We start from the raw sequence: 13,088 nt of genomic DNA on the forward strand, positions 1-13,088 counted from the left end.
ACCACCGATGTGACGGCGCTGGCCGGGGGTGGGCGGTTCGCCCACTTCCAGGGCGGCTCGGTCTACTGGACGCAGGCGACCGGGGCGCGGGTCGTCTCCGGTGCGGTGCGTGACCGGTGGGCGGCCGGCGGCTGGGAGAACGGGGTGCTGGGCTTCCCGACCACCGATGTGACGGCGCTGGCCGGGGGTGGGCGGTTCGCCCACTTCCAGGGCGGCTCGGTCTACTGGACGCAGGGGACCGGGGCGCGGGTCGTCTCCGGTGCGGTGCGTGACCGGTGGGCGGCCGGCGGCTGGGAGAACGGGGTGCTGGGCTATCCCACCACCGATGTGACCGCGCTGGCCGGAGGTGGGCGGTTCGCCCACTTCCAGGGCGGCTCGGTCTACTGGACCTCGACCACCGGCGCCCGCCTGGTGCGCGGCGCGATCCGCGATGCCTGGGCCGCCGCCGGCTGGGAGAACGGCCGGCTGGGCTACCCCACCGCCGATCCCGAGACCGTCTCCGGCGGCACCCGCCAGACCTTCCAGGGCGGCACCATCACCGCGGTGAACGGCCGGACCTCGGTGACCTACAAGTGAGGCCCGGGTCGACCGACGGCCCGCATCCCGGTTCGGGGTGCGGGCCGCACGCCGGTACCTTGGCCGCATGACCGCTGTGCCCGCAACCAGCAGTCGCACCTGGCGCAGTGCGATCCGTGACCTCTCCGACGGCTGGCGACAGCGGCAGCTGTGGAGCCACCTCGGCTGGCAGGACATCCGGCAGCGGTACCGCCGTTCCGTGCTCGGTCCGATCTGGATCAGCATCAGCATGGCCGTCACCGCCATCGCGCTGGGTGTCCTCTACTCGGGTCTGTTCGACCTCGAGCTGGCCCTCCTGCTGCCGCACGTCCTCGTCGGCTTCATCGCCTGGAACTTCATCAGCGGCTGCATCTCCGAGGGCTCCGAGGTCTTCATCGCCAACGAGGGGTTGATCAAGCACCTGCCTGCGCCGCTGTCGGTGCACGTCTACCGGCTCGTGTGGCGGCAGCTGCTCTTCTTCGTCCACAACCTGCTCGTGTACCTGGTGATGCTCGTCGTCTTCCCGCAGGACCTGCACTGGACGGCTGTCGCGGCGATCCCGGCGCTGGTCCTCCTGGCGCTCAACGGCGCCTGGGTGGCGCTGGCGCTCGGCGTCATCACCACGCGGTTCCGCGACATCCTGCCGATCACGCAGAGCGTCGTGCAGCTGATGTTCTTCCTCACCCCGATCGTCTGGGTCTACGACGACCTGGTGAACAGCCCCAATCCCGCCATCGCCGATCGCGCGCGGCTGGCCGAGTTCAACCCCTTCCTGCACTTCATCGAGATCATCCGCAGGCCCCTCCTGGGGCAGGACCAGGTGCTGCGGCACTGGGTGGTCGTCCTCGCCATCACGGTGGTCGGGTGGGCGCTGACGATGGTCGTCCTGCGCCGCTACCGGTCCCGCGTCTCCTACTGGGTGTGAACGTGAGCAACAACAGCACGCTGGTCACCAGCGCTCCGATCGGCATCACGACCAAGGACGCCTGCGTCGACTTCCCCATCTTCGACGCCAAGAGCCGCTCGCTGAAGAAGACGGTGATGGGCCTCGTCGGCGGCAACATCGACAGCGGCCGCAAGGTCCCGATCATCGAGGCGTTGCGCGACATCACCGTCGACCTCGAGCACGGCGCGCGGGTGGGCCTCGTCGGTCACAACGGCGCCGGCAAGTCCACGCTGCTGCGGCTGCTGGCCGGCATCTACGAGCCGACCCGGGGCAGCGCGGAGGTCCGCGGCCGGGTGGCCCCGGTGTTCGACCTCGGCGTCGGGATGGACCCGGAGATCTCCGGGTTCGAGAACATCATGATCCGCGGCCTGTTCCTCGGCATGACCCGCAAGCAGATGCTGGAGAAGGTCGACGACATCGCCGACTTCACCGAGCTCGGCGACTTCCTGCACATGCCACTGCGCACGTACTCCACCGGCATGCGGGTGCGCCTGGCGCTCGGCGTGGTCACCAGCATCGACCCGGAGATCCTGCTGCTCGATGAGGGGATCGGCGCGGTCGACGCGGCCTTCCTCGAGAAGTCCAAGCAGCGGCTGGTCGCCCTCGTCGAGCGCTCGGGCCTGCTGGTGTTCGCCTCGCACTCCGACGAGTTCCTCCGCGAGCTGTGCGACACGGCCATCTGGATGGAGCATGGGCGGATCCGCCAGCACGGCGAGATCGAGGACGTGCTGCGGGCCTACAAGTCGGGCCGGCCGTGACGGCCCCCGCCGCCGCGGAGAAGGTGGTGGCGGTCATCGTCACCCGCCACCGGACGGGGCTGCTCGCCGAGAGCCTGCGCGCGATCGCGTCGCAGGACCGCCCGCTCGACCACGTGGTGGTCGTCGACAACGGCCCCGACGACCCGGCCGAGCAGGTGGTCACCGCCTCCGGGCTGCCGGTCACCTACCTGCCGAGCCGGCGGAACCTGGGCGGGGCCGGTGGGTTCGCCCTCGGCATGCTGCACGCGCTGGCGCTGGGCGCCGACTGGGTCTGGTGCGCCGACGACGACGGGCGCCCGGCCGACGGGACGGTGCTCTCCACGCTGCTGGACACCGCGCGGCGGCACGGGCTGGCCGAGGTGTCGCCGATGGTCACCGACCTGGCCGACCCCGACCTGCTGGCGTTCCCGCTGCGACGCGGCCTGCGGTGGCGACGGCGGCGCAGCGATTTCGCCGGCATCGACGTGCTGCCGAACTACGCGTCCCTGTTCAACGGGGCGCTGTTCCGGGCCGACGCGCTCGACGTCGTCGGCGTCCCGGACTACCGGCTCTTCTTCCGCGGTGACGAGACCGAGATCCACCGGCGGATGCTGCGCGCCGGGCTGCCCTTCGGCACCTGCGTGTCTGCCGCCTACCTCCACCCGGAGGGCACCACCGAGTTCGAGCCGATCCTCGGTGGCCGCCTCTCGGCGCAGTACCCGGGCAACGAGGTCAAGCGCTTCTTCACCTACCGCAACCGCGGCTACCTGATGGCCCAGCCGGGCATGCGCTGGCTGCGGCCGCTGGAGACCGTGCGCTTCGGCTGGTTCTTCCTGGTCTCCCGCCGGGACCCCGCGGGCTGGCGCGAGTGGCGGCGGCTCACCCGGGCCGGCCGGCAGGAGCGGCTCACCCGCCCCGAGCAGTGACGCGAGAGGGCCCGGACGGTTTCCCGTCCGGGCCCTCCGCACCGTTCAGGGCGGCCCCGTCCCGGGGTGGACGGGGTCCTTCGTCAGACCCGCTGGTATCCCCACTCCTCGAAGGCCTCGCCCCAGCGCTCCATCGAGGTCAACTCGCCGGCCGCGTCCTGGTAGCGGCGCTGCAGCTCCGGGAAGTCCTGCGACATGCGGCGCAGCAGCTGCGCCGACGTCGCCACCATCCGGCGGAAGGTGGCGGGGTCGCGGCGGCGGAAGGTGATCCCGCGGCCGTCGGCGGTGCCGACGGTCGCGCTGTCGAGCCGGGAGAGCAGGAACCAGCGGGCGTCCTGGAAGGCCAGGCTCAGCTGCGGGGTCTCCAGGTTCTGCGGGTCGACCGGCCGGACGTTGTGGACGAGTCCGCTGATCAGCGTCTTGCCGATGGTCAGCGGGTTGACCGGGATGCGGCGGAACCGGACCGCCTTGGCCGTGGGCATCGACGGCAGCGGCAGGTCGGCCGACGAGGGGAGCACCTGGCCGTCGGCGTGCGTCGCGCGCACCTCGCGGGCGCGCACCACCGACTGCGGCATGCCCTGGAACAGGCCCTCCGGCCCGGCCAGGAAGTCGCGGTAGGCCAGGTGGTGCAGCTCGACGGTGGAGTACTGCAGGTTGATCAGGAACTTGAGGTCGGCCTTGAGCATCTCCCGGAAGAGCTTGCCGCCGTGCTTGTGCGGCGAGTGCAGCGCAGCCGCCACCAGCCGGTTCCGGATGTGGTAGTAGGCCTGCCAGTCGCTCGCGTCGTCCTTGTCGCCCCAGGACAGGTGCCAGATGGCGGTCCCGGGCAGCGACGCGGTGGGGAAGCCGGAGGCGAAGGCGCGCAGGCCGTACTCGGCGTCGTCCCACTTGATGAACACCGGCAGCGGCATGCCGATCGAGTCCGCGACGGTCCGGGGGATGAGGCACATCCACCAGCCGTTGTAGTCGACGTCGATGCGCCGGTGCAGATCCGGCGACTCGCGCAGCGACTCCTCGCCGAAGTCGTGGTGGTACTCGGTGTTGGGCGCGTTGGTCCAGAAGAACGTCTCGCGGTCGACGATCTCGCCCATGCTGTGCAGCACCGAACGGTTCTGCAGCGCCAGCATCTGCCCGCCCACGATCATCGGGCTCTTGGTGTAGGCGGCGAAGGCCCGGGCCCGCAGCAGGCTGTCGGACTCGATCATGATGTCGTCATCGAGCAGCACCACGTGCGTCGCATCGCTGCGGGTGAACGCCTCGTGCATCGTGCGGGCGAACCCGCCGCTGCCGCCGAGGTTCGGCTGCTCGACCACGCGCAGGCGGTCGCCGAGCGCGGCCTTGACCTCGTCGTAGCCGGCGGTGTCCTTGACGTGGAGATTGCCCTGGTCGGCGATCGTCACCAGCGCCAGGCGCTCCAGGACCGCCGGGTCCTGGACCAGCGCTCGGGCCGCGGCCAGCGCGTCGACGGGGCGGTTGTACGTGCAGATGCCGACCGCCAGCCGGGGTTCCTCGGCCGGTGCCTGGGGGGCGTACCAGCCGGCCTCGTGGATCACCGTGTCGCTCTCGGCCGTGACGTCGAACCAGTACCAGCCGCCGTCGATGAAGGGGGCGAGGTCCAGGTCGAACTCGAGCGTTCGCGCGTCGCCCTGGTGCGAGACGCCGGTGACGTGCATCGATTCGCCGTCGGCCTTGGAGCGGTGGACATCGACACGGCAGGTCCCGGAGACGGTGACCCGCAGGACGACGGACCCGAGCACGCTCCACCGGCGCCAGTAGCTGGCCGGGAAGGCGTTGAAGTACGTGGCGAAGGAGACCTCGGAGCCGGCTGCGATGACGCCCGAGTGGCGCCCGTCCTGCCTGACGCGGGCTGGGGAGTGTTCCTCGTCGAGGTAGAGGCTGCGGACCTTGAGCTGGTCGGCCGGGCGCGGCATGAGGACCCGCTGCAGGAGCGTGACGCCCTTGTCCGGCGCGAGGTCCGTGGCCGCCGGCTCGCTCACGGCGTCCGGGTTGACGGGCGCGTCGCCCAGCTGGGCTTCGGTGGTCGTCATGGCGGGTTCAGTCCTCCAGGCGGCCGTCGAGCGAGCCGCCCTCGTCGAAGAAGGGCCGGATGCGGTTGTCGAACATGCTGAGCGCCGAACCGATCGCCATGTGCATGTCGAGGTACTTGTAGGTGCCCAGCCGGCCGCCGAACAGAACCCGCTTCTCCGCGGCCTCCTTGGCCGCCAGCTCGCGGTAGCGCTCGAGCTTGGCCCGGTCCTCCGGCGTGTTGATCGGGTAGTAGGGCTCGTCGCCGGTCTGCGCGAACCGCGAGTACTCCCGCACCACGACGGTCTTGTCCTTGGGGTAGTCCCGCTCGGGGTGGAAGTGCCGGAATTCGTGGATGCGGGTGTAGGGCACCTCCTCGTCGGCGTAGTTCATGACCGATGTGCCCTGGAAGTCCTCGATCGGCAGGACCTCGGTCTCGAAGTCCAGCGTCCGCCAGCCGAGCTCGCCGGCCTCGTAGTCGAAGTACTTGTCGATCGGGCCGGTGAAGACCGTCGGCACGTCGGTGGGCAGCTCGTCACGGACGTCGAAGTAGTCGGTGTTCAACCGGACCTCGATGTTCGGGTGGTCGGCCATGCGCTGCAGCCAGGCGGTGTACCCGTCCTTCGGCAGGCCCTCGTAGGTGTCGTTGAAGTAGCGGTTGTCGAACGTGTACCGCACCGGGAGCCGGGCGATGACCGCGGCGGGGAGCTCGGTGGGGTCGGTCTGCCACTGCTTCTTCGTGTAGCCGCGGATGAACGCCTCGTACAGCGGACGGCCGATCAGCGAGATGGCCTTCTCCTCGAGGTTCTGCGCCTCGGCGGTGTCGAACTCACCGGCCTGCTCGGAGACGAGGGCGCGGGCCTCGGACGGGGAGAAGCTCTTGCCGAAGTACTGGCAGATGGTCGCCAGGTTCATCGGCAGCGAGTACGTCTGTCCCTGGTAGATCGAGTAGACCTTGTGCTGGTAGTTCGTGAACTCGGTGAACTGGTTGACGTACTGCCAGACCCGCTCGTTCGACGTGTGGAACAGGTGTGCGCCGTAGACGTGGACCTCGATGCCGGTCTCCGGCTCGGGGGCGGAGTAGGCGTTCCCGCCGATGTGGTCTCGTCGGTCGATGACCAGCACGCGCTTGTCGAGCTGGGTGGCGACGCGCTCGGCGACCGTGAGGCCGAAGAATCCGGAGCCGACGACGACGAGGTCAGGTCCTGTGGTGGTCACGGGACTCGACGGTACCTGCCGGTCCACGGCCGCACGACCACGCAGCGGATGTTCGCGCTGCGACGACCCGTTCCGTCACAAGGACCACTCGTGCCCCGCCCCCGCCGGTCGCACAGGCGACGGCGGGCCATCTTCCCGACGACTGCATAGGGTTGCCTCCCGTGTCACCTGACTCCGGTCCGCCGCCGCTGCGCGTCGTCGCCGTCACCTATTCACCAGGTGAGGCGCTCGACGGTTTCGTCGAGTCGCTGGCCGCCGCGACGAGCCGACCGGTCGAGGTGGTCCTCGCCGACAACGGCTCCACCGATGGCGCGCCGGAGCGCGCGGCTGCGCAGCACCCCCATGTGCGCGTGCTGCGCACCGGCGGGAACATCGGCTACGGCGCCGCCGCGAACGCCGGGCTGGCCGGGGTGCGCACCGGGCGGGCGCTGATCGCCAACCCCGACCTGCGCTTCCACCCGGGATCGGTCGACGAGCTGCTCGCCGCGGCCGACCGCTGGCCCCGGGCCGCCACGCTCGGACCGGCGATCATGACGCCGGCGGGCGAGCTGTACCCCTCCGCCCGCGACCTGCCCCGCCTGTCCACCGGAGCCGGGCACGCCCTCCTCGGCTGGGCCTGGCCGGGCAACCCCTGGACCGCCCGCTACCGGCGGGAGCGCGAGGCGCCGCGCGAGCGGCCGGCCGGCTGGCTCTCCGGTTCCTGCCTGCTGGTCGACGTGGCGGCCTTCTGGTCGGTGGGCGGGTTCGACCCCGGCTACTTCATGTACTTCGAGGACGTCGACCTCGCGGAGCGGCTGACCCGTCGCGGCTGGCTGCACGTCTACGTGCCGACGGCCGTGGTGGAGCACGAGGGCGGGCACGCGACCCGGCGGGAGCCGCACCGCATGCAGCGGGTGCACCACACGAGTGCGCTGCGCTACCTCTCCCGCCAGCACCCCGGCCGGCGGAACGCGCCGCTGCGGGGCGCGTTCCGGGCCGGTCTGGGCGGCCGGATGCTCGTCTCCTACGTCAGTGGTCGGGTGGCCGCCGGCGCCCGCTTCCAGCGCCGCGCCAAGGACCTGGCAGCCGTGCCGGCCCCGCCCACCGGCGAGCGGAGGGACGGCTGAGGTGCGCCACGCGGTGATCATGGCCGGCGGGTCCGGCACGCGGCTGTGGCCGCTGTCGCGGGCCGGCCGGCCGAAGCAGCTGCTCGACGTCGTCGCCGACGCCGGAGGCGGTGCGCACAGTCTGCTGACCGAGGCGTTCGTCCGCGTGCGCGCGGTCGTGCCGGCGGACTGCGTCTGGGTGTGCACCGCGGCCCGGTACGCCGACCAGGTCCGGGCCGACCTCCCCGAGCTGTCCGCGGACCGGCTGGTCCTCGAACCCGAGCCGCGGGACACCGCCAACGCGGTCGGCCTCGCCGCCGCGCTGGTCGCCGACGTCGACCCCGACGCCGAGCTCGCGGTCGTCAGCGCCGACCACGTCATCCGTCCGGTCGAGCGGTTCGCGCACACGCTGCGCACCGCCTTCGACGCGCTGGCCACCCGCCCCAGGGCGCTGGTCACCCTCGGCATCACGCCGACGTCTCCGGCCACCGGGTTCGGCTACGTGCGGCGGGGCGCCGCGACGGGTCTCGCCGGGGTCGCCGAGGCCGCCGCGTTCCGCGAGAAGCCGGACCGGACCACCGCCGAGGGATACCTGGCGACCGGTGAGTACCTGTGGAACTCCGGCATGTTCGTCTGGCGGGCGAGCACGGTGCTGGAGGCTCTGGCCGAGCACCTGCCCGCGTCGGCCGAGGGCCTGGCGCGGATCGTCGCCGCGCCGGCCGGTGCGGCCCGGGCTCAGGTGCTGGCCGCGGTCTTCCCGACGCTGCCGAAGATCAGCGTCGACTACGCGGTCCTGGAGCCGGCGGCCATGGAACCGGGTCGGGTGCTGGTGGCCGAGCTCGACGTCGACTGGCTCGACGTGGGGTCCTGGCCGGCGCTGGCGTCGACGCTCGAGGGGGACGGGAACGGCAACGCAGTCCGGGGGCCGGTCGTGGTCCTGGACGGCTCGGGCAACATCGTCTTCAGCGACGACCCCGACCACCTGGTGGCCCTGGTGGGGGTCCGCGACAGCGTCGTGGTGCACACCGCCGACGTCACCATGGTCTGCCCGGTGGCCGATGCCGAGCGGGTCAAGCAGCTGCTCGCCGAGGTCCAGGAGCGGCACGGGGCACGGTTCGCCTAGTCCCATGATTGGCTGCCCGGCATGAACAGCTTCGACGTCGCAGCCGTTGTCAGTGGGGGAGCTTCCGGGCTCGGTGAGGCCACCGCCCGTGCTCTGGCCGCCAGGGGCGCGGCCGTGACCGTCCTGGACCTGAACGAGGAGCGCGGTCGCGCGCTCGCCGCCGAGCTCGGTGGCCACACCACCTTCGTCCGCACCGACGTCACCGACGAGGCGTCGGTGCAGGCGGCTGTCGCGGAGGCGACCGGCAAGGACCGACCGCTGCGCATCGCGATCAGCTGCGCCGGCATCGGCGTCGCCCAGCGCACCGTCGGCCGCAACGGCGAGCCGCACGACCTGGGGGCCTTCAGCAAGGTCCTCGCCGTCAACCTGGTCGGCACCTTCAACGTGCTGCGGTTCGCCTCCGCTGCGATGGCGCAGACCGAGCCGGGCGAGGACGGCGAGCGCGGGGTCGTGGTCAACACCGCCTCGATCGCCGCCTACGACGGGCAGATCGGCCAGCTGGCGTACTCGGCGTCCAAGGGCGGGGTCGTCGGCATGACCCTTCCGGCGGCCCGCGACCTGTCCAGCGTGGGCGTGCGGGTCTGCACCATCGCCCCGGGGCTGGTCGACACGCCGCTGCTGGGCAGCCTGCCCGAGGAGGCGCGGGCGGCACTGTCGGCGGGCATACCCTTTCCCAAGCGGCTCGGCCGCCCGTCCGACTTCGCCCAGCTGGCCGTCGCCATCGTCGAGAACGGCTACCTCAACGGCGAGGTCATCCGGATGGACGGCGCGCTGCGCATGGCACCCCGCTGACCTCATCCGGGAGCACCTCCTGAGCACCAGCACGACCCCGGGCACGGACGCCTCGGGCACCCCGGCCGTCGCCGACGTCGCGACCGCCTGGGTGCCCGACTGGCCCCTGGACCTCCTCCGGGCGCTGTCCCCGCACCGGCGCGGTGCCGCCGACCCGACGATGCAGGTCGCCGACGGCGGCCTCTGGCGGACTACGACCACCCCCGACGGCCCGGCGACCGTGCGGATCACCCGGGTGGCCGGGGAGGTGCGGATCGAGGCGTGGGGGCCGGGGGCCGGGTGGGCCGCGACGGCGGTCCCCGGCTGGCTGGGCGCCGAGGACCGGCCCGAGGAGTTCCGGCCCGGCGCCACCCATCCGCTCGTGACCGAGCTGCACCGCACCCACCCGCACCTGCGGCTGGGCCGCACCGGCCGGACGTGGGACGCGCTCCTGCCCGCCGTCCTGGAGCAGAAGGTCACCACGGCCGAGGCCTACCGGGTCTTCCGCGAGGTGTGCCGGCTGGCAGGCGAGCCGGCGCCCGGGCCCGCGCCCGAGGGCATGCGGGTGGTCCCCTCGGCCCGCCGGCTGCTCGAGGTGACGGACTGGGAGTGGCACCGCTGCGGCCTGGACGGTGCCCGCCGCCGGGCCCTGCGGGCGGTCGCCGGGGTCGCGCACCGGATGGAGCCGGAGGCAGGGTGCCAGGAGTCGGCGGAGCTGCAGCGCCGGCTGCGGACGGTGCCGGGCATCGGCGTGTGGACGGCGGCCGAGGTGGTGCAGCGCTCGCTCGGCTGCCCGGACACGGTCAGCGTCGGCGACTACCACCTGAAGAACACGGTGGGGTTCGCGCTGACCGGGCGCCGCAACACCGACGACGAGGAGATGGTTGCCCTGCTGGAGCCGTGGCGCGGCCACCGGCAGCGCGTCGTCCGGCTGATCCTCGCCGGTGGTCCGCGCCGCCCGCGCCGGGGACCCCGCTTCGCGCCGATCGACAACCGCCGGATCTGAGGCCTCGCCGCTCGCTGGTGACCTCCGGTCGGCAGACGCCGCACGACCATCAGCAGAACCGCTGCCGGGCCTCCTCGGGGTCGGCCGGGATGCGCAGCGAGGTCCGCTGCACCGAGCCGCGCACGTTGTCCCAGAACCGGTCCCACGTCAGGGGGTCGTTGGTCGCCGCGATCAGTTCGGCGACCTCGCCGCACGACAGCACCTCGCGGGCGGCAGCGACCAGTGCCGGTGCGACCTGGCCCTCGCGCGGCTCGTCGGCCCCGTAGCGGGCCAGCAGGTACCACTCCGGGTAGATCTTCTCGTGGCCGGCCCGGACCGGCGGACCGGGCTCGATGTGGCTGTTCACCGGGTCGGAGAGGCCCAGGACGTCGACCACGAAGACGTCCAGATCCGTCCCGGTGCCGTAGAACCCGGCGCTGGCCACCGAGAAGACGACACCACCGTCGGACGGTCCGACCTCCAGGATCCCGGCCCCCGGTCTGATCGGGACGACCTGGCCGGCGATGACGTCCGCGCCGTCCTCGTGGAGCCCGTTGACCCGCGCGGTGTACTCGCCGATCCCGGTCCTGCCGTGGTCCTCCAGGGTCACCGGGTTGGCGATGCCCGCAGCCCGGACGTAGTACGCGCGCTCGTCGGCCAGACCGCTCGCGTCGTCCCGGACGTAGTCGGTCCGCAGGAACGACGCCGTGACGACGCCCCACGCGGCGGTGGCGACGAGCGCGACGGCGGTGGCCCGGAGCCGCACGCGGGGGAGCGGCACGGCCGCGACCGGGCAGAGGAGGAGGAACAGACTGGGCATGAGGAGCCGCGCGTGCATGAAGTCCCCACCGACGCGGACGACGTAGAGCGCGTGGGCGAACGCCGCGAGGACGACGACCCCCACGAGCGACCACTCCCGCCGGCGCCAGGCCAGGCGGGGCCGCAGCAGGGCCAAAACCACGATCGCGAGGCCGACCGGGACGTGGAGGGCGTAGGGGGTGACGAGGTCCAGGAGGTAGTCCGCGCCCCGTCCCCACAGCGGGCGGCCGGACTCCTTGGCGACGGCCGTGTTGGGGACGACCAGGCCGTAGTAGCCCATCCGGAAGACCTGGTAGACGGCGGGCAGCGCGCCCGCGGCGACCAGACCGAGCAGGCGCCGCCACCACGCCCCGGTGGCGACGAGGGTCATCCAGACGAGCAGCAGGCCGGCGATCAGCGCGAAGTCCGGGCGCACCAGCGGACCGAACCCGACCAGCACGTGCAGCCACACCGGCCGACCGGCGCGGGGAGGCCCGAGGTCCAGCCAGCGCGCCAGCCCCCAGAAGGAGACCCCGAGCCAGGCGAAGGACATCCCCGTCTCCAGGCCCGAGGTGCTGAAGTCCCAGAACGGGGGGAGGCCCAGGAGCACCACTGCGCCGAACGGGACCACGAGCCGGGAGGGTGAGCCGGCGACGAGGCGGCGCGCGCCGAGCGTGGCGAACAGGACGCCGGTCGCCGTCCCGACCAGGCCGAGGACGACCGAGGCCCAGGCGACGGAGTCGCCGGGCGAGACGCCCTCGGCCAGGGTCAGCAGGAGCAGCCAGGCGGGGCTGGTGGCGACCTCGGCCCGCTCCGGGGCGGAGAAGACCGGGCCGTTGCCGGCGAGCAGGTTCCCGACGACGCGGAAGTTGATGAACGCGTCGTCCGCGGTCCAGCGCCTCAGCCAGCCGGCGACGAGCACCCCGAGCACGACCGCCCCGACCAGGACTCCTTCGGCGACGCCCCGTCGGTCCCTCCCGGAGAGGGTGTGGGCCGGTACGTCGGGGGCCGCCACGGTGGTCGTCCCCTACCGGTCGTGGAGCAGGCCGAGGAGGTAGTCGCCGTAACCGCTCTTGCCGAGTGGCTCGGCTGCGCGGGCCAGACCGGCGTCGTCCAGCCAGCCGTTGCGCCAGGCGACCTCCTCGATGCAGCCGATCTTCAGCCCCTGGCGTTCCTCGACCACCGACACGAACTCGGTGGCCTGGCGCAGCGAGGCGAAGGTGCCGGTGTCCAGCCAGGCGGTGCCGCGGTCGAGCGCGGTGACGGTGAGCCGGCCCTCGCGCAGGTAGTGCTCGTTGACCGCGGTGATCTCCAGCTCGCCGCGGGCACTGGGCGTGATGCCCTTCGCCACCTCGACGACGTCGCCGGCGTAGAAGTACAGGCCCGGGACGGCGTAGGAGCTCTTCGGCCGGGCCGGCTTCTCCTCGATGGACAGGACCCGGCCGGACGGGTCGAACTCCACGACGCCGTACTCCCGCGGGTTGGCCACGTGGTAGGCGAACACGTGCCCGCCGTCGGGCTCGGGCAGCCGGGACAGCGCCGTGCCGAGGCCGGCGCCGTAGAAGATGTTGTCGCCCAGCACCAGGGCCGCGGGCTCACCGCCGAGGAACTCCGCGCCGATGAGGAACGCCTGCGCCAGACCCTCGGGCCGCGGCTGCGCGGCGTACTCGATCCGCATGCCCAGCCGGCTGCCGTCGCCGAGCAGGTGCCGGAAGGCGTCGGAGTCGGCGGGCGTGGTGATGACCAGCACCTCGCGCACCCCGGCCATCATCAGCGTGGAGAGCGGGTAGTAGATCATCGGCTTGTCGTAGACCGGCATGAGCTGCTTGCTCACCGCCTGCGTGATGGGGAACAGACGGCTCCCGGTGCCCCCGGCCAGGATGATCCCGCGCATGAGGTCGAACGTTACCGATCCGCGG

Annotated in this window: 12 protein-coding genes; 8 read left to right on the forward strand and 4 right to left on the reverse strand. The window is 72.4% G+C overall.

Annotated features, from left to right (window positions below; translation table 11 throughout):
- From C5507_RS19095 to glfT1, 4 genes are all read left to right on the forward strand, one after another.
- Positions 1-576, forward strand: a 576-nt coding sequence (locus tag C5507_RS19095; RefSeq protein ID WP_428839422.1) for an LGFP repeat-containing protein, incomplete at its 5' end; no start/stop codon positions are given.
- 67 nt (positions 577-643) lie between these two features.
- Positions 644-1,480, forward strand: a complete 837-nt coding sequence (wzm, locus tag C5507_RS19100) for a galactan export ABC transporter permease subunit Wzm/RfbD (RefSeq protein ID WP_104530090.1) — start codon at positions 644-646, stop codon at positions 1,478-1,480.
- Between the two features lie 2 nt (positions 1,481-1,482).
- Positions 1,483-2,259 (forward strand): galactan export ABC transporter ATP-binding subunit Wzt/RfbE, encoded by a 777-nt coding sequence (gene wzt / locus C5507_RS19105; protein WP_242611153.1) that lies wholly within the window; start codon positions 1,483-1,485, stop codon positions 2,257-2,259.
- Positions 2,256-3,164 (forward strand): galactofuranosyltransferase GlfT1, encoded by a 909-nt coding sequence (gene glfT1, locus C5507_RS19110; RefSeq protein ID WP_104530091.1) that lies wholly within the window; start codon positions 2,256-2,258, stop codon positions 3,162-3,164. Before wzt ends, glfT1 begins: the two co-directional genes overlap by 4 nt.
- Positions 3,165-3,247: 83 nt before the next feature.
- Here the strand turns inward: glfT1 and C5507_RS19115 are convergent, their stop codons facing one another.
- Both C5507_RS19115 and glf read right to left on the reverse strand, forming a co-directional pair.
- Complete coding sequence (locus C5507_RS19115) at positions 3,248-5,212, reverse strand: glycosyltransferase (RefSeq protein ID WP_104530092.1); 1,965 nt, start codon at positions 5,210-5,212, stop codon at positions 3,248-3,250.
- A 7-nt stretch (positions 5,213-5,219) separates the two neighbouring features.
- Entirely contained in the window at positions 5,220-6,407 is a 1,188-nt protein-coding gene (gene glf / locus C5507_RS19120; protein WP_104530093.1) for a UDP-galactopyranose mutase, read from the reverse strand.
- 161 nt (positions 6,408-6,568) lie between these two features.
- Here glf and C5507_RS19125 point away from each other — a divergent pair, with 161 nt between their 5' ends.
- The 4 genes from C5507_RS19125 to C5507_RS19140 all read left to right on the forward strand — a co-directional run bounded on the left by C5507_RS19125 (position 6,569) and on the right by C5507_RS19140 (position 10,392).
- A complete protein-coding gene (locus C5507_RS19125) occupies positions 6,569-7,513 on the forward strand; it encodes a glycosyltransferase family 2 protein (RefSeq protein WP_104530094.1) in 945 nt (314 codons plus the stop codon).
- Between the two features lies 1 nt (position 7,514).
- Complete coding sequence (locus C5507_RS19130) at positions 7,515-8,615, forward strand: mannose-1-phosphate guanylyltransferase (protein WP_104530095.1); 1,101 nt, start codon at positions 7,515-7,517, stop codon at positions 8,613-8,615.
- 21 nt (positions 8,616-8,636) lie between these two features.
- Positions 8,637-9,407 (forward strand): SDR family NAD(P)-dependent oxidoreductase, encoded by a 771-nt coding sequence (locus tag C5507_RS19135; RefSeq protein WP_104530096.1) that lies wholly within the window; start codon positions 8,637-8,639, stop codon positions 9,405-9,407.
- A gap of 91 nt (positions 9,408-9,498) precedes the next feature.
- A complete protein-coding gene (locus tag C5507_RS19140; protein ID WP_104530097.1) occupies positions 9,499-10,392 on the forward strand; it encodes a DNA-3-methyladenine glycosylase family protein in 894 nt (297 codons plus the stop codon).
- Between the two features lie 49 nt (positions 10,393-10,441).
- Here C5507_RS19140 and C5507_RS19145 read toward each other — a convergent pair whose 3' ends face one another.
- Together C5507_RS19145 and rfbA are read right to left on the reverse strand one after the other, a co-directional pair.
- Entirely contained in the window at positions 10,442-12,184 is a 1,743-nt protein-coding gene (locus C5507_RS19145; RefSeq protein WP_104530098.1) for an arabinofuranosyltransferase AftB family protein, read from the reverse strand.
- Between the two features lie 12 nt (positions 12,185-12,196).
- On the reverse strand, positions 12,197-13,063 hold the full coding sequence (gene rfbA / locus C5507_RS19150) for a glucose-1-phosphate thymidylyltransferase RfbA (protein WP_104530099.1): 867 nt from the start codon (positions 13,061-13,063) through the stop codon (positions 12,197-12,199).
- Between the last annotated feature and the right edge of the window lie 25 nt (positions 13,064-13,088).

Origin of the sequence: Blastococcus saxobsidens, assembly GCF_002938435.1 — a bacterium.
GTDB classification, from domain to species: domain Bacteria; phylum Actinomycetota; class Actinomycetes; order Mycobacteriales; family Geodermatophilaceae; genus Blastococcus; species Blastococcus saxobsidens.

What these genes read in the sequence shown, in the direction of transcription:
- wzm (WP_104530090.1), top strand. Translation starts at nt 644, where the DNA reads ATGACCGCTGTGCCCGCAACCAGCAGTCGCACCTGGCGCAGTGCGATC.
- C5507_RS19115 (WP_104530092.1), bottom strand. Translation starts at nt 5,212, where the DNA reads ATGACGACCACCGAAGCCCAGCTGGGCGACGCGCCCGTCAACCCGGAC.
- C5507_RS19135 (WP_104530096.1), top strand. Translation starts at nt 8,637, where the DNA reads ATGAACAGCTTCGACGTCGCAGCCGTTGTCAGTGGGGGAGCTTCCGGG.
- rfbA (WP_104530099.1), bottom strand. Translation starts at nt 13,063, where the DNA reads ATGCGCGGGATCATCCTGGCCGGGGGCACCGGGAGCCGTCTGTTCCCC.